This is a genomic window from Marilutibacter chinensis (genome assembly GCF_021725675.1).
GTDB classification, from domain to species: Bacteria; Pseudomonadota; Gammaproteobacteria; order Xanthomonadales; family Xanthomonadaceae; genus Marilutibacter; species Marilutibacter chinensis.
Genome location: NZ_JAKJPO010000003.1, coordinates 506896 through 523030, shown reverse-complemented (window position 1 = coordinate 523030; position 16135 = coordinate 506896). Strand labels below are relative to the sequence as shown.

Here is a 16135-nt window from a genome sequence, read left to right as displayed (position 1 = left end):
GGGCCGTCATTGCCTGCCCGCGCGCGCGTGGTGCCGCCGGCGCTCACGAAGTGGTCAGCGGGCGCGCGCCGTCGGGCATGCGTTCGCTGCGGTCGCGGGCGCGCTGCAGCGCGACCACCAGGGTGTCGATGTCGCCGACGCCATGCAGGGCGGACAGGGTCACCCGCAGCCGGGCGCGGCCCTCCGGCACGGTCGGCGGGCGGATCGGCGCGACCCAGTAGCCGTCCTGTTCCAGCGACTGCGCCATCGCCAGCGCACGATGGTCGGTGCCGGCGACGATCGGCTGGATGGGCGTCTGCGACTCCATCAGCTCCAGGCCTGCGCCGCTGGCGCGTTCGCGGAAGCGGGCGACCAGGTCGGCGAGCTTGTCGCGGCGCCAGTGCTCCTGGCGCGCGAGCCGGACCGCGGCCAGGCTCGCCGCGGCCTGGGCCGGCGGCAGCGCGGTGGTGTAGATGTAGGGGCGTGCGGTTTCGATCAGATGGCCGATCAGGTCGGCGTCGCCGACCACCGCGGCGCCGTAGCCGCCGAGGGCCTTGCCGAGCGTGGCCAACTGCAGTGGCACCTCGGCGGTACCGAGCTTGGCCGCGGCGACGCTGCCGCGGCCGTCCGGACCGAGCACACCGATGCCGTGCGCGTCGTCGACGTACAGCAACGCCTTCTGCAATCGCGCGACCAGGGCCAGCTGGCGCAGCGGGGCGACGTCGCCGTCCATGCTGAACACGCCGTCGGTGGCCAGCATCGCCAGACCGTCGGGCACGTTGCGCAACTGGCGGATCGCACCCTCCGGGTCGGCATGCGGATATCGTCGCAGGCGGCAGCCGGCCAGGCGCGCGGCGTCGATCAGGCTGGCGTGATTGAGGCGGTCCTGCACGCAGACGGATTCGTCGTCGAGCAGCGCCTGCACCACCGCCAGATTGGCGAGAAAACCGCTGCCAAACAGCAATGCGGCCGGCGCACCGAGCCAGTCGGCCAGTTCCTTCTCCAGCGCGTCGTGCAGCGCGTGATGACCACAGACCAGGTGCGAGGCGACGCCGCCGGCGCCATCCCGCGCAGCCGCATCCTGCAGCGCGTTGACCACTGCGAAATGCTGCGAGAGGCCGAGATAGTCGTTGCCGCAGAAGTTCAGCAGGTTGCGGCCGTCGACCACGCAGCGGGCACCGTCGCGCTGGCTGATGCTGCGGCGTACGCGCGTCCGCGAGGCGGCGGCGCGTTCGGCGCGCGCGGCGCGGATGCGCTCGTGCCAGGACGGCCGGCTCATGCGGACATCCTCCACGCAGGCACCCTCTTTGTGTGGAGCCGTGGATCCGGACGGACGAACGCGGCTGAAGCGGATGCACGTCCCGGAAAGGTTCTATCCGTGTTCATCCGCGTGATCCATGGCAGAAAAATGCCCTATGCGGCGCAGCTGCGCGCCGGCGCTTCGACGATGTCGGCATGTACGGTCTCCCCCTGCTCCAGGATCTGCATCGGCCGCAGGCCCAGGCGCTGGAACAATGCCATATCCCGCTCGGTGTCGGGGTTACCGGTCGTCAGCAGTTTCTCGCCGTAGAAGATGGAATTGGCCCCGGCGAGGAAGCACAGCGCCTGCAATTCGTCGCTCATCGCCTCGCGGCCGGCCGACAGCCGGACCATCGAACGCGGCATCAGGATGCGGGCCACGGCGATCGTGCGTACGAATTCGAACGGGTCCAGCTCGGCGGTGCCGGCCAGCGGTGTGCCCTCGACCTGGACCAGCCGGTTGATCGGCACCGAGTCCGGATGCGCGGGCAGGTTGGCCAGGGTCTGCAGCAGGCCGGCACGCTGGGCGCGCGATTCGCCCATGCCGACGATGCCGCCGCAACAGGTCTTCATGCCGGCGTCGCGCACGTGCGCGAGGGTGTCCAGGCGGTCCTGGAACTCGCGGGTGTGGATGATCTCGTTGTAGAACTCCGGCGCGGTGTCGAGGTTGTGGTTGTAGTAGTCCAGCCCGGCCTCTCGCAGCGCGGTGGCCTGCTCGCCGCTGAGCATGCCCAGCGTCGCGCAGGTCTCCAGGCCGAGCGCCTTCACCTCGCGGATCATCGCCGCGACCTTGGGGATGTCGCGGTCCTTCGGCGAGCGCCAGGCCGCGCCCATGCAGAAGCGCGACGCGCCGGCGGCCTTGGCCTGGCGGGCCTTCTCGACCACCGCCTCGGTGCTCATCAGCTTGGTCGCGTCGACCCCGGTGTGATAGCGCGCCGCCTGCGGGCAGTAGCCGCAGTCCTCGGGGCAGCCGCCGGTCTTGACCGACAGCAGGGTGCTGACCTGGACCTCGGCCGGGTCGAAATTCCCGCGGTGGACGGTCGCGGCACGGTGCAGCAGCTCCGGGAACGGCAGTTCGAACAGGGCACGGACTTCGGCCCGGGCCCAGTCGTGGCGGAGCGGGGCGACGCGCAGCTCGGGCGCTTGGCGGGAATCAGGCATGGAGGTTTTCCGAGAGACGCGGCCGGACAAGGGCGTCAGTCTGGAAAGCATGCCGGGGACTGTCAACCAATCGGGTCTGTCGAAGGTTTACAACTGGCTGGCCGGGCTTCGGCAGCGGCCGGACGTGCAGCGGGCGTTCGGGCGGGTCTGGCCCTCGTCCTGCCTGGTCTGCGGCGGGGCCTGCGAGCAGCCCCGGCGCGGTCCGGGCGGCAGTGGGCCGGAGCCGGTACTGGACGGACTGTGCGCGCCCTGCGCCCGGGCGCTGCCGTGGAACCGGCGGGCGTGCGAACGTTGCGCACTGCCATTGCCGGACGGCGAGACCGGGAGCAACTGTGGCCGCTGCCTGCGCCGACCGCCGCCACTGGATGCCTGCCATGCCGCGTTCGTGTACGGGTTTCCGCTCGATCGCCTGCTGCCGCGTGCGAAGTTCCACGACGATCTGGCAGCGGGCCATCGTCTGGGCGGCTGGATGGCGGCCGCGCTGGCGCCGGCGCTGGTGACCGGCGGGCGGCCCGACGCGGTCGTGCCGGTGCCGCTGCATCGGGACCGGTTGCGCCGTCGCGGCTACGACCAGGCGCTGGAGCTGGCGCGGCCGCTCGCCGGCCGGCTCGGCCTGCCGCTGCACGATGGCCTGCTGCGCCGGGTCCGGGCGACGCGGCCGCAGTCCCGGCTGGACGCCGCCGGCCGCCGCCGCAACCTGCGCGCGGCGTTCGCGGTCGAGGCTGCCGCCATCCTCCCGGCGCACGTCGCCCTGGTCGACGATGTGATGACCACCGGCGCGACCCTGCATGCGGCCGCGCTGGCGTTGCGCCGCGCCGGGGTCGCGCGCGTCGATGCCTGGGTCTGTGCGCGGGTGCCGTAGTGGGGGCGGCCTACTCTTCGGAGGGCGGGGGCGGCGGACGAGGGGGTGCGACCGACGACGTCGCCCGCGCTCCGGAGCCGATGATCGCCTCGGCACGGATCTCCATCGGCGCATCCGCGGAGTACAGCGCCGGGGTCGCCACCGCGGTCCAGGCCGGATAGCGATCCCTGAAGAACTCGCGGTGAACCTTCAGCACCGGTTCGATGCGGGCGCGGAACTCGGCATGGTCGCGGGCGACGTGGAAGCTCTGCAGCTCGACCACGTCGGCGAGGCTGGCGCCGGCCGTTTCCAGGTGCGCCTGTAACTGCTGGAACGCCCAGCGCACGCGCGACTCGTCGTCGTCGCCTTCGATCGCCGGGATGCCCGACACGATCACGCGATCGCCGATCCGCACCACTGGCGTGTAGTGCAGTTCGTGATAGGAGCCTTCCCAGCCGGGCGGCGCGAGATGTTCGCGGACGGGATGCGTGCCGTCGCCGGCGAGCGCGGGAGGGATGCACAGCAGCCACAGCAGGCTCAGATACGGATGCGGGCGAGACATGGTCATGGCTCCGGTCGATGGAACTGGATTGCACCAGGGGCGGTCGCCGCCGTCGCGTGCCGGTTCCGATCAGATCGCCGGGGCCGGCTGCAGCCACAGGCTCAGCGCTATGCCGGCGAACAGCACCGCGCCGACCCAGTGGTTGTGCAGGAACGCGCGGAAGCAGGCATCGCGCTCGCGTCGTCGCGCGATCATGAATTCCCATGCGATCAGCAGCGCAGCCAAGGCCAGCGCGCCCCAGTAGATCGGGCCCAGCCCGGCGCGCTGGCCGACCAGGGCCATCGCCGCCAGGAACAGCGCGTACAGCACGCCCTGTGCGACCAGATCCATCTCGCCGAACAGGATCGCGGTCGACTTGCTGCCCATCCGCAGGTCGTCCTCGCGGTCGACCATCGCGTACCAGGTGTCGTAAGCGGTCGACCACAGGATGTTGGCCACGTACAGCAACCATGCCAGCGCCGGTACCTCGCCCTGGACCGCGGCGAAGCCCATCGGGATGCCCCAGCCGAACGCCATCCCCAGGTACACCTGCGGCAGGTGGGTATGGCGCTTCAGGTAGGGATAGCTGGCGGCCAGCACCACGCCGACGAAGCTCATGTAGACGGTCAGCCGGTTCAGCGTAAGCACCAGCGCGAACGCCGCCAGCATCAGCGCCGCGAACACCGCCAGCGCCTCGCGTCCGGACACCGCGCCGGTCGCCAGCGGCCGGCCGCGGGTGCGTTCCACGTGCGGGTCGAGCCAGCGGTCGGCGTAGTCGTTGATCACGCAGCCGGCCGAGCGGGTCAGCCACACGCCGGCACTGAACACGAACAGCGGCCACAGCGGCGGGATCCCGTCGGCGGCCAGCCACAGGCCCCACCAGGTCGGCCACAGCAGCAGCAGCCAGCCGATCGGCCGGTCGCCGCGCACCAGGCGCCAGTACAGCTGCAGCCTGCGCTTCCATGGCGGTATGTACGCGGGCTCGTAGCGTTCGTAAGGCATGGTGGTGGAGAGTGGCAGGTGGGTGGACGACCGCATCGTGGCGCCGGTCGGCTCGTGATTATGGCAACGCTGAAAAAGTCCGTCCTGGACTTTTCAGCGATCACTCGTCCGGCACATGTCCGGACGAGTCCACGCTCAATCAAGCACTTGCGCGCTTGATCGGCGGCCGCGTCCTCCGTGGTGCGGAGTCAACACCGGTAGATCCGCGCCGCCTTGTCCACGCACGGATGCGCGCCCGACCGGTCGGCGGCGCAGGTCGATGCAGGGGGGAGGCGCGTAACGGCGCATTTACCGCTAGAATGCCAGCCCCGCGCCGCCGGATGCCTCGTGCACCGGCGGCCGGGATCTCAGCCAGGCGCCCGTAGCTCAGCCGGATAGAGTAGTGGCTTCCGAAGCCATTGGTCGGGGGTTCGAATCCCTCCGGGCGCGCCATCCCCGCTGTCGGGCAGTGGGGGCGGTCCTATACTGGCGTCCGTATCTGGCATTGGGGCCGCACCGGCGGCCCTTGGCGATGGCTTTGCGCGCCGCCCGGCGGTGCGTCTCACAGGTGGATCGTGCGCAACTACGACCTCGAATTCCTCAAGCATTTCTCGATGGTGATCGGCTTCCTGGTGCTGGTGACTCTCGGCCTGATCATCGGTGCCGTCGTCATCCACAACCGGCTGCCGCCCGAAGTCGACCCGGCCGTCGCCCAGCGCACCGAGCGCCGCATCGCCCCGGTCGGCGCGGTCTATGCCGGCAGTACCGGTGCCGCCGCCCAGGCCGCCGCCGCGGCCGCTGCCGCGGCCAAGGCCGCCTCGCAGGTCGCCTATGGCGGCACCCTCGACGGCTCGGTGATCTACAACAACCTGTGCGCGGGTTGCCACAACTCCGGCGTCGGTGGCGCCCCGACCCTCGACCGCGCCCACTGGGGCGCGCGCATCGCCCAGGGCACCGAAACCCTGCACCGGCATGCGATCGAGGGCTATACCGGTGCCGCCGGCGTCATGCCGCCCAAGGGCGGCAACCCGGCGCTTACCGATGAGCAGGTCATCGCGACCGTCGACTGGATGCTCGAGAACATCCAGTGACGCGCCCGCGCGGGCGTTCGTCGATGCCGCCGGCAGAGGCGCCCCGTCCCCGCCAGCCTGAACACCACGCCGCCGCCTTCGGGCGGCGGTGTCGTTATGGGCGCCGTCCCCGCCGATAATCGGCCGTCGACCGGCTCCGCCCGATTCCGAGGTTCTGCATGTATCCCAGACACCGCCGCGTGACCTTGCCTGCCGCCGCCCGACGCCCGTTTCCGGCGCGGTCGCGGCGTCTGGCTGCGGTGGCGGCGGGGCTCGCGCTGGCGCTGGCTGCCGGTTGCGACGGTGCAGTCTCGCTCGCGCCCGGCACCGGCACGAACAGCGCCGCGCGGGCATCGGCGACCCTGGCGATCGGCGCGGTCCAGGGCGACCGCGGGCGCAGCCCATACGTGGGCGAACAGGTCCGCGTCGAAGGTGTCGTGACCGCCGACTTCACCGCCGACGACGGGCTCGGCGGGGTCTATCTGCAGGACGCCGGCGACGGCAACCCGGCGACCTCCGACGCGATCTTCGTTCCGGTCGCGCATGACGCGCCCTTCCGCGACCTGCTGCGTCGCGGTGCCCGGGTCGGCGTGCAGGGGCGCGTGGCCGAGCTCGACGGCGGCGGCCAGGTCCGTCTGACCGCATTGCTGGCCGATACCGTCGAGCAACTGGGGCTCGGCGAGGTCGCGGTGACCGAGTTGCGCACGCCGCCGGTCGACTGGGAGCGCTTCGAAGGGATGCGGGTCCGGATCGTCGCACCGCTGACCGTCGGCAGCCTCGGCGACCTGGAGCGTTACGGCGAGATGCTGGTCAGCTTCGATGGCCGGCTGTGGCAGCCGGCGGAGCGGGCCGCGCCGGACAGCGATGCCGCCCGTGCGATCGCCGCCGACAATGCGCGCCGCCGGCTCGTGCTCGACGACGGCCGCGCCGGGGACAACCGGCCCCTGGCCGGCAGCATCTGGCCGGACGGCGCCGCGCAGCTGCGCAGCGGCAGCACGATCGAAGCCGCCGAGGGCATCCTCGACCACCGCCACGGCCGCTACCGCCTGCAGCTCGACGTGCCGCCGACACTGGTCGCGCAACCGCGCCCGCCCGCGCCGACCGTGCCCGGCGACCTGCGGGTGGCGGCGTTCAATCTGGAGAACCTGTTCAACGGCGATGGCCGCGGCGGCGGTTTCCCGACCCCCCGCGGCGCGCGCAGCCCGGCCCAGCTGCAGGCCCAGCTCGACAAGCTGGTCGCGACGATCCGCGCGCTGGATCCGGACATCGCCGCGCTGATGGAGCTGGAGAACGACGGCTACGGTCCCGACTCCAGCGTGGCGACCCTGGTCGACGCCCTCAACGACGGCGGCACCGGTGACTGGCGCTTCGTCGAGGGCTGCGACCGCAACTGCCGCCGCGAGGGCCGTGGTCCCGGCGACGATGCGATCCGGGTCGGGCTGATCTACCGGGCCGGGCGCGTGCGGCCGCAGGGCCGGCCGGCGATGCTCGAGGGCGGCCCGTTCGGGCCGCGCAGCCGGGTGCCGCTGGCGCAGGCGTTTGCGCCGCAGGCCGGCGGGCCGCCGCTGGTGGTGGTCGCGAACCACTTCAAGTCCAAGGGCTGCAACGAGGCCGAGGGCGACGATCGCGACAACGGCGCGGGCTGCTGGAACGCGCTGCGGGCCGAGTCCGCGCGTCGCCTGAGCGAATGGCTGGCCACGGATCCGACCCGGTCAGGCAGTGATCTGGCGATGATCGTCGGCGACCTGAATGCGTATGCGCAGGAAGAGCCGCTGCGGGTGCTGGCCCGGGCGGGCTGGCGCGATGCGTTCGCCCTGGCCGGCAGCTCCGGCGCCGGCAACGAGGCGCCGTACAGCTATGTCTACGAAGGCGAGGCCGGCCGGCTCGACCACGCCCTGCTCAGTCCGGCGCTGGCCGGCCGGCTGCGCGGCGCGGTCGAATGGCACAGCAACGCCGACGAGCCGCGCAGCGCCAGCTACTGGAGCCGCGGCCGCACGGATGGGCCCTGGCGCAGTTCCGATCATGATCCGCTGTTGCTGGGCTTCGACTGGGAGCCGGTCGAGCATCCCGGAGCGGTCGCGGAAGCCGCCGCGGACTGACCGTCGCGGCGGCATCGACGGTTGCGCGTTGACGATCAGCCCTCGTCCGTCAGCAACCGCAGCCAGGCCTCGGCCTCGGCCCGGCTGAAGCGCTCCCGCCAGCGGGAAGGCATCGGGCCGTCGCCGGTCTGCTCAGGAGCCGGCATCAGCAGCATCTCGACCAGCGCGCTGGCGCGGGCCGGGTCGGTCTTGCCGTCCTGCAGGGCCTGCAGGAACGGCGCAATCGCATCGTGTGCGTGTGCACGATCCGCTGCATCCATCGGCGAGTCCGCGACCAGGGCGGTGTCGGCGGCATACAGCAGCCGGGCCATGAACGGCGGCGAACGCGGCAGCATCTGCGCCAGCTGTCCCACCTGCCTGCTCGGCATCCGCTGCAGGTAGCGCCAGATTTCCCGGTCGATCGCTTCCAGCAGCGCCGGTGCCTGGGGCAGGGCCGCTTCGACCAGTGGGCGGGTCAACAGCTCGCCGTTGTCGCCGTTGCTCAGGATCACCAGCCCATCGCCGGTCGCGGGAAACACGAATACCTGGGTCCGCACGCCCCGCTCGCGTCCATCGTGCGACAGCACCGTTTCCGCACCCATCGACGTCACCCGCCAGCCGAGGCCGAACTGCTCCGCCGGGTCGGGGTGCAGGGCCTGCGGGCGCTGCATGTCGGCGAACAGCTCCGCCGGCAGGCCGGCGCCACGCACGACCCATGCGGCGAAACGGCCGTAGTCGCCGATCGTCGTGAACATGTTGGCCGCGGCGTTGGGGCCGCGCTCGCGCAGGTAGTCCATCGCGTACGGTTCGCCCGTCGCCCCGAAGCCGGTCGCCAGATGCGCCTGGATCCCGTCATCCCAGCCGAAATGCGTGGCTTCCATGCCGGCCGGATCCAGCACCGCGGCCTGCATCAGCGCGCGCATCGGCTGTCCCGACTGGCGCTCGATCGCCCGGCGCAGGTATTCGAAACCCTCGCCCGAATACTCGTGCCGCTCGCCCGGCGCGAAGCCGAACGCCAGCGGCTTGTCGCCGCGCCAGTTCGGCAGGCCGGTCTGGTGGCTCAGCGCGATCCGCGCCGTCAGGGTTTCATGGCGGAGGTCGTCCGCCACGTCGGGGTCCACCCAGTGCGTGGACAGCGGAGCGTCCAGGTCGAGTTCCCCGGCGGCGGCCTGTCGCAGCACCATCATCGCGAACACCGGCTTGGTCAGCGAGGCGACGTTGAACACGGTGTCGGCATCGACCGGCGCATCGGGCGAACGCTTTCCCCAGGTGCCGGTCCAGGCGACCCGGCCATCGTCGATGCGCGCGATGGCGACGCCGGGTACGCGGGTCCGCGCCATCCAGTCGGTGACCGTCGCATTGACTGCGGGCGGAGCGCCGGCGGGCGCGTGAGTGGAGGTGTCGGTGGCGAGGGCGTTGCCCGACAGGGCATCGCCGACCACCAGCAGGCCCGTCAGGGCGAGGCTGAGTCTCATGGAGGTTCCTTCAAGGTGGGTCGTGTGGCGGGCCCGGGCGTCGCCGCGCCAAGCGCGGGCAGGGCCGCGTCGCGAAGACGGCGGCCGGGCTGGCGCCACGGCCGCCGTGGGGTCAGCTGCGGGGACGCTGCAGCAGGTGATAGCCGATCATGCCGAGGCCGACCGCCGCGAAGATCACGCCGTAGCTGGCGGCGTCCTCGTAGGTCAGGTTGGCGATGTCGATGATGCCGAACGCGATGCCGGTCAGGACCAGAACCATGCCCCACTTGAGCGAGGCCTGGCGGCTGTTTTCCTGGTCGGCCAGGAACATCGAGCGGACCAGCTCCTCGCTGGCATGGGTTTCGGCAAGGCGCCGGCGCAGGCGTGCGTCCACCACCACGCGGATGGCGACCACGACGCAGGCGGCGAGCACCATCGGGATGAAGAGGGCAATAATGTCGGCCATCGGGGCAACTCCTCGGGGCACCATGCCCCGGTCATCGCAGATGGAGACGGGTGGCCGCGGATCGGTTGCACCGTGCGGCGAATAAAAAAACATCCGGTCTCCTGCAACCGATCGCACGCTGGAGGTCTCCAATCCCCAATGAGCGAAGGTGGCGACATCGATGCGCGCGCAGGCGACCGTGCCCTGGTCGAGGCGGTGCTCGCGCGTCGCCCCGGCGCGTTCGAGACCCTGGTCAGCCGCAACCAGAAGCTGGTGTGGCACCTGGTGTACCGGGTCGTGCAGCAGCCCGAGGACACCCGCGAGCTGGCCCAGGAAGTGTTCTTGCAGGTGCATCGCCGGCTGGCGCAGTTCCGTTTCGAGAGCGCGCTGTCGACCTGGATCGGCCGGATCGCCTTCAGCATCGCCAGCCGCTACATGCAGCGCCGGCGGTTGCCGATGGCGGAGCCGGACGACGAGGGCCCGTCGCCGCTGGAGCACGTCGACGACGGCTTCGACCTCGCCGAGGCAGTGGCCGACGCCGACCTGATGCGCCGCATGCACGAGGCCATCGACGCGCTGCCGCCCTTGCAGCGCACCCTGATCACGCTGTACCACATGGAGGAGCTGGGCATCGCCGAGGTGGCGCGTATCACCGACCTGCCCGAAGGCACGGTCAAGAACTACCTGTTCCGCGCCCGCCTGCGCCTGCGCCGGCACCTGGAAGCCCTGGAGGCCTGTCCGTCATGACCCGACGCCAGAACATTCCCGATGTCGTTCCCGATGCCGCTCCGGATCCCGGAGGGTCCGCCCGCGACGCGCTCGCCGCGGAGGCCGGCCGTCAGGCCGCGGCCGAGCGGCCGGGCCCGGGCGATCCCGTGGAGGATCGCTACCGTGCGGTCTACCACGCCGTCCGTACCGCCCCCCTGCCGGATCCGCTGCCCACCTTCGCCCTGCAGATGGAGCGGCTGACCCGCGATCACCGCGAGCGGGCGGGCACCGAGGCCTGGCTGGGATACCTGCTGCCGGTGCTGGCCTTCGTCGCGATCGCCGTCTGGGGCGGCGGCGCGGTGATCGAAGGGCTGGAGGCCGGCCTGGCGCACTGGCGCGGCGCGCCCTGGCCAATGCTGGCCGCGGCCGGCATCGGCATCGGCGTGGCGTGGCTGCTCGACCGCATGCTGCGCCAGCGGTGGAGGATTCCGACGGGAGGCCACCGGTTCGGCGGGTAGGCGGCCGCCTCGCTCGTGCGATATCTCGCGATATCCGTGCCTCGGCGCCGTCGTCCGCGCGCCTGAACAGGCTGCCGACGCGGGTTTGTGGCAGTCCCGGTCGCGATACTGGCGAGCCGTCCGTCCGCGCATTCCGGGGCGGGTCGCCCGCACGGTTTCGACGCCCGGCGACGGCGAGCCGTATCATGCACGGATGAACACGTCCCCCGAGATGCCGGTGTTTCCGACCGACGAGACCACCTCCCTGGTCCTGCCGGGGCCTGCCGGCGCGCTCGAAGCGGTCGCCGAGCCGGCCGAGGGCCGGTCGCGCCGCGCGGTCGCGATCGTCTGCCACCCGCTGCCGACCGAGGGCGGCACGCTGCACAACAAGGTGGTGACGATGGCCGCCCGCGCGCTGCGCGAGTCCGGCATCGCCACGGTCCGTTTCAATTTCCGCGGCACCGGCGCCTCCGAGGGCGAGTTCGACGATGGCCGCGGCGAACGCGACGACCTGCGCGCCGTCGCCGCGTGGGTGCGCCAGCAGCGCCCGGGCCATGCGCTGTGGCTGGCCGGCTTCAGCTTCGGGGCCTACGTGTCGCTGGCGCTGGCCGCCGAACTGAAGCCGGGGATGCTGATCTCGATCGCGCCGCCGGCCGGGCGTGGCTGGGACTTCGATGCCATCCAGCCGCCGGACTGCCCGTGGCTGGTGATCCAGGGCGATGCCGACGAGATCGTCGACCCGGAGGCGGTCTATGCCTGGCTCGACGGCCTGAACGGCCGCCGCGCGCCGCCCGAGCTCGTGCGCATGCCCGACACCGGCCATTTCTTCCATCGCCGCTTGATGGACCTGCGCGGCGCGATCAAGAACGGCATCCGTCCCTATCTGCCCGCGGAGATCGCCCCGCCGCATGGCTGAGCAGGACGGGCAGGGCCGGCAGGATTCCGCATCGCTGCTGCCGTCGCGGCGCTATGCCGATGGCGTCGCGCGCGGCGAATGGAACGACGACCCGGCCCAGCGTGCGGTGCTGGCCGAGCTCGACCGCCTGCATGCGGCCCTGCTCGATCCGCCCCGCCGCAGCCTGTTCGACGCCCTGCGCGGCCGTCCGCTCCAGGCGCCGCAGGGCCTCTACCTGTGGGGCGGTGTCGGCCGCGGCAAGACCTTCCTGATCGACCTGTTCTACGACGGACTTCCGATCCGCGAGAAGCGCCGCACCCATTTCCACCGGTTCATGCGCGAGATCCATGCACGGCTGCGCGCGCATGCCGGCGAGTCCGATCCGCTGAAGGCGATCGCACGCGAATGGCGCCACGATCTGCGGGTGCTGGTGCTGGACGAGTTCTTCGTCAACGACATCGGCGACGCGATGCTGCTGGGGCGCCTGCTCGAGCGCCTGTTCGCCGAGGGCGTCGCGCTGGTGACGACCTCCAACATCGAGCCGTCCGGGCTGTTCAGGGACGGCCTGCAGCGGGAGCGCTTCCTGCCGGCGATCGCGTTGCTGGAAACGCATTGCCACGTGCTGTACATGGACAGCACGACCGACTACCGGCTGCGCGCGCTGACCCGGTCGCCGGTCTATCGCGCGCCGCTGGACGCCGGTTCCGACGCCTGGCTGGACGAGCGCTGGCATACGCTCACCGATGCCTGTCCGCACGATGAGCGCCATCTCGTCATCGACGGACGCGAGATCCCGGTACGCGGACTGGCCGAAGGTCACGCCTGGTTCGATTTCGCCGCGCTGTGCGAGGGGCCGCGCGCGGCCAGCGACTACATCGAGATCGCGACCGAGCACCACACCGTGCTGGTCGGCGACATACCGGTCTTCGACGGCGGCAACGACGATCCGGCGCGCCGCTTCGTGCACCTGATCGACGAGCTCTACGACCGCCACGTCAACCTGGTCTGCACCGCCGCCGCCGGCCCGTCGGCGCTGTACCGCGGGCACCGACTGGCCCACGCGTTCGAACGCACCGCCTCGCGCCTGATCGAGATGCAGAGCGCCGAATACCTCGCGCTCGAGCATCGCGGCTGAGTCCGACACGGCGGCGCCTGGTCTCCCTTGCCGTCGTCGACCGCCCCGCGCGAGCCCACCGCGGGGCCTGTCTGCCGTTCGTCGGCCACACCGCCGCCGCTGCCCGAACGTACAGTGGCCCCGACCCGCGCTCCTGCCTAGCGTCGATGCCGCGCGCCCGCGACCGCGGCGCGGACATCGGCTTCCAGGAGGAACGTGATGAAGGCTTCCGCATATCCCGTACTGCTCGCGTTGCTGGCGCTGGCCGCGGTGCCGGCGCTGGCCTCGGCGCAATGCCGCGACAACGTGGTGCTGATCCACGGCAATACCGGCGACCCGGGCGACTTCGCCAACACCGTCGACGAACTGCATGCGCGCGGCTACGGCGACGCGCAGATCTTCGCTCCCGACTGGGGCAGCAAGAGCTGCGCGGCCTGCAACGATCACAACGGCAGCGAGGAGACGCCGGTCGAGGATGCGCTGATCGACGCGATCGCAAGTTCCTGCACCGGCAAGGTCGACGTGATCACCCACTCGATGGGCGGCACCCTCGGCGCCAGGGTGATCCGGAGGGTCGGATTGCGGCCGTACGTCGACAGCTACGTCGCGATCGCCGGCGCGTTCCGCGGGCTGTGGTCGTGCGGGACCTATCCGTACAACGTCTGGAACAGCACCTGCGGCAGCTGGGGACTGTCGGTGTCCAGCCCGTTCCTCGACGACCTGTACGGCTTCCGTTTCGCCGACCGCGTGTATTCGATCAAGTCCTGGACCGACCAGGTCGTCTGCAGCACCGGCTACTGCACGGTCGGCGGCATCCACTCCTCGTCGATCTGGGGCGAGGACGGCAGCTACACCTACAACGGTTTCGGCCACTTCGGCCTGCTGAGCTACACCGCGACGACCCAGGTCGACCTGATCGAGTAGCGGTCGCACCGTTGCCGGCCGGCCCGGACGCGCCAGCCGGCAACCACCGTGGAACCGCGTCGCCGACTACTTCGAAAGATGGCGATCGAGGAAGTCGAGCACGCGCATGTAGTACTCCTTGCGCGATTCGTCGGCGAAGAACCCGTGGGCTTCGTTGTGCGGCAGGTAGGTTTCGTAGTGCACGTTGGCCTTGTCGAGCGCGGCGCGCATCTCGCGCAGGTGCTGCGGCGTCACCCGGCGATCGCGGCCACCCTGCACCAGCAGGATGCCTGCACGGATCTCGCCGGCATGACGTGTCGGCGACCGCTCGAGCAGGACTTTCATGTCGGTGCCCAGCACGCGTTCGAGATAGGCCTCGCCCCAGTCGGAGCGCTGGGTGTCGCCCCACCTGTACATCGTCGGCAGGTCGTAGGGGCCGGCCATGCCGACCACGCAGCGGTACAGCGCCGGTTCGCGGACCGCGCCCATCAGCGCGGCGTAGCCGCCGTAGCTGGCGCCCCAGGCGCAGATGCGGCTGCCGTCGACGCCGGCCTGCGACGCCGCCCAGCGGGTGGCGTCGGTCAGGTCGTCCTGCATCTTCGCGCCCCATTCCCGATAGCCGCTCTCGACATAGGCGCGGCCACGGCCGCCGGAGCCGCGGAAGTTGACCCGCAACACCGCGTAGCCATGTGCGGCGAGGATCTGGGTTTCCTCGTCGAAGAACCACTGGTCGCGCACCCAGTACGGACCGCCGTGCGGCAGCACGACCAGCGGCGCGGGCCTGCCGTCGGCATGTCGCGGCAGGGTCAGGTACCCCGAAAGCGGGGTGCCGTCCGACGCCGTGATCTCGAATGGCGTCGCCGGGCTCAGCGTCGCCGGGTCCAGCCACGGTCGGCTGCGTGCGAGCAGTCTGATGTCGCCGCTGCGGGTGTCGAGCAGGTAGTAGCGGCCGGGCTCGATGTCGCTGGTCACCGCCACCACCGCGCGGCTGCCATCGCGGCTGGAACTGGTGACGCGGGCGAACTCGCCGGGGAACGATGCCGCCAGCTCCTTCGACAGCGCTACGTGCGGATGCGCATCGTCGAAATACCGCACGACGGGCGCGCCGGTGCCGAACGCGGCACCGATCGGCTCGCTGCCGTCGAACGAACGCACCGTGGCGACCGGATCGAACACCGGATCGCTGGCGACGACGCGACGTTCGCCGCTGGCCAGGTCGAGCCGTTCGATCACATCCGGGCCCTGCTTGCGCTCCGACCACAGCAGCCCGGCGTCGCCGGCATAGGTCAGGCCGATCGGCAGCCATTCCACGCCGCTTAGCGCTTCGTCGTTGATCAGTTGCCAGGCGCCGTCGCGGTAGCGGTACAGGCGCTGGACATCGTCGTCGTCGTACGCCCAGCTGAACTGCGGATTGCCCATGCGGTCGGTCATGAAGCGCGCGTCCCGCTCGGGACCGTCGACGACCTTCACATCCTTGCCCTTGCCGTCGATGCGTACCCGTTCGATCCGGGTCTCGCAGCCGTCGCTGAAGGACTTCACGCACACCGCGATCTGCACGTGCTCGGGATCGGCGGGCAGCGGGTTGACGATCGAGCCGTAGAAGTGGCGTCGGTTGCTGCCGTCGACATCGGTGGCATACAGCGAGTAGCCGCTGAACGGCTGCGAATGGCCGGAGACGCGCTTGGACCATTCCGCCAGCAGGCGGCGATCGCCGACCCAGATCGCATCGTCGATGAAACCATCTTCGCCGGGATTGACGTTGGTGGTGACCGCCATGTCCGACAGCCGGATCACCGCCAGCGCGGTGCGGTCGTCCAGCGGTACCGTCGAGGCGATGTGGTCGCCTGCCGGCGACAGCAGCATCAATCCGTACTGCGGCTTGCGCAGCAATGCGTCGAGTGCCGGCGGCTCCGCGGAGGCGGCCGGAAACCATGCCAGCAGCGCCGCCGCCAGCGCCATGCGCGGGATACCTGCAGATGTCCGCATCGTCGTTCTCCCCTGCTCCTGATCGGCGAGCCCTGATCCAGCAAGCCCTGGTCCGGCGTTCTGATCCGGCGTTCTGGTCCGGCGCGCAGCATACCCACGCGATGGAGCCATCGCGAGGCGCCCGATCGTCCGTCCGGTGCCGGAGGACGCCTCGCCACCATCGTCGGGATGCGACAGGAGGAC

At 71.0% G+C, this 16135-nt stretch carries 15 protein-coding genes and 1 tRNA gene; 9 read left to right on the top strand and 7 right to left on the bottom strand.

Features of this window, described 5'->3' with window-relative positions; genetic code table 11:
* Positions 1-43 precede the first annotated feature (43 nt).
* Together bioF and bioB are read right to left on the bottom strand one after the other, a co-directional pair.
* Complete coding sequence (gene bioF, locus L3V18_RS08010) at positions 44-1258, bottom strand: 8-amino-7-oxononanoate synthase (protein ID WP_237054143.1); 1215 nt, start codon at positions 1256-1258, stop codon at positions 44-46.
* Between the two features lie 134 nt (positions 1259-1392).
* Positions 1393-2439 carry a biotin synthase BioB gene (gene bioB / locus L3V18_RS08005; RefSeq protein WP_237054142.1) on the bottom strand — a complete coding sequence of 349 codons (1047 nt, stop codon included), beginning with the start codon at positions 2437-2439 and terminating at the stop codon, positions 1393-1395.
* 49 nt (positions 2440-2488) lie between these two features.
* Here bioB and L3V18_RS08000 point away from each other — a divergent pair, with 49 nt between their 5' ends.
* Positions 2489-3301, top strand: coding sequence for a ComFC family protein (locus L3V18_RS08000; RefSeq protein WP_425493493.1), 813 nt, complete (start codon positions 2489-2491; stop codon positions 3299-3301).
* 10 nt (positions 3302-3311) lie between these two features.
* On the opposite strand, the gene L3V18_RS07995 is transcribed toward L3V18_RS08000, so the two are convergent.
* A complete protein-coding gene (locus tag L3V18_RS07995; RefSeq protein ID WP_237054140.1) occupies positions 3312-3848 on the bottom strand; it encodes a Rid family hydrolase in 537 nt (178 codons plus the stop codon).
* A gap of 63 nt (positions 3849-3911) precedes the next feature.
* Positions 3912-4823 carry a 4-hydroxybenzoate octaprenyltransferase gene (gene ubiA, locus L3V18_RS07990; RefSeq protein ID WP_237054239.1) on the bottom strand — a complete coding sequence of 304 codons (912 nt, stop codon included), beginning with the start codon at positions 4821-4823 and terminating at the stop codon, positions 3912-3914.
* A gap of 355 nt (positions 4824-5178) precedes the next feature.
* On the opposite strand from ubiA, the gene L3V18_RS07985 reads away from it, so the two are divergent.
* The 3 genes from L3V18_RS07985 to L3V18_RS07975 all read left to right on the top strand — a co-directional run bounded on the left by L3V18_RS07985 (position 5179) and on the right by L3V18_RS07975 (position 7971).
* A tRNA-Arg gene (locus tag L3V18_RS07985) sits at positions 5179-5255 on the top strand.
* A 122-nt stretch (positions 5256-5377) separates the two neighbouring features.
* The gene (locus tag L3V18_RS07980; protein WP_237054139.1) at positions 5378-5893 is read left to right on the top strand and encodes a c-type cytochrome; all 516 of its coding nucleotides are present in this window, start codon (positions 5378-5380) and stop codon (positions 5891-5893) included.
* Positions 5894-6051: 158 nt separating this feature from the next.
* Complete coding sequence (locus L3V18_RS07975) at positions 6052-7971, top strand: ExeM/NucH family extracellular endonuclease (protein ID WP_237054138.1); 1920 nt, start codon at positions 6052-6054, stop codon at positions 7969-7971.
* 35 nt (positions 7972-8006) lie between these two features.
* Here L3V18_RS07975 and L3V18_RS07970 read toward each other — a convergent pair whose 3' ends face one another.
* Positions 8007-9425, bottom strand: a complete 1419-nt coding sequence (locus tag L3V18_RS07970; RefSeq protein ID WP_237054137.1) for a serine hydrolase domain-containing protein — start codon at positions 9423-9425, stop codon at positions 8007-8009.
* 112 nt (positions 9426-9537) lie between these two features.
* The gene (locus tag L3V18_RS07965; protein WP_237054136.1) at positions 9538-9870 is read right to left on the bottom strand and encodes a DUF6249 domain-containing protein; all 333 of its coding nucleotides are present in this window, start codon (positions 9868-9870) and stop codon (positions 9538-9540) included.
* A gap of 138 nt (positions 9871-10008) precedes the next feature.
* Here L3V18_RS07965 and L3V18_RS07960 point away from each other — a divergent pair, with 138 nt between their 5' ends.
* The 5 genes from L3V18_RS07960 (at position 10009) to L3V18_RS07940 (ending at position 13987) form a co-directional block, all read left to right on the top strand.
* Entirely contained in the window at positions 10009-10596 is a 588-nt protein-coding gene (locus tag L3V18_RS07960; RefSeq protein ID WP_237054135.1) for an RNA polymerase sigma factor, read from the top strand.
* Positions 10593-11075: a SoxR reducing system RseC family protein gene (locus L3V18_RS07955; protein ID WP_237054134.1), complete on the top strand. Its 483-nt coding sequence runs from the start codon at positions 10593-10595 to the stop codon at positions 11073-11075. Before L3V18_RS07960 ends, L3V18_RS07955 begins: the two co-directional genes overlap by 4 nt.
* A gap of 193 nt (positions 11076-11268) precedes the next feature.
* Positions 11269-11970 carry an alpha/beta hydrolase gene (locus tag L3V18_RS07950; protein ID WP_237054133.1) on the top strand — a complete coding sequence of 234 codons (702 nt, stop codon included), beginning with the start codon at positions 11269-11271 and terminating at the stop codon, positions 11968-11970.
* A complete protein-coding gene (zapE, locus tag L3V18_RS07945; protein WP_237054132.1) occupies positions 11963-13084 on the top strand; it encodes a cell division protein ZapE in 1122 nt (373 codons plus the stop codon). The genes L3V18_RS07950 and zapE overlap by 8 nt, the downstream gene beginning before the upstream one ends.
* A gap of 198 nt (positions 13085-13282) precedes the next feature.
* Positions 13283-13987 (top strand): esterase/lipase family protein, encoded by a 705-nt coding sequence (locus tag L3V18_RS07940; RefSeq protein ID WP_237054131.1) that lies wholly within the window; start codon positions 13283-13285, stop codon positions 13985-13987.
* A 66-nt stretch (positions 13988-14053) separates the two neighbouring features.
* On the opposite strand, the gene L3V18_RS07935 is transcribed toward L3V18_RS07940, so the two are convergent.
* A complete protein-coding gene (locus L3V18_RS07935) occupies positions 14054-15952 on the bottom strand; it encodes an alpha/beta hydrolase family protein (RefSeq protein ID WP_237054130.1) in 1899 nt (632 codons plus the stop codon).
* Between the last annotated feature and the right edge of the window lie 183 nt (positions 15953-16135).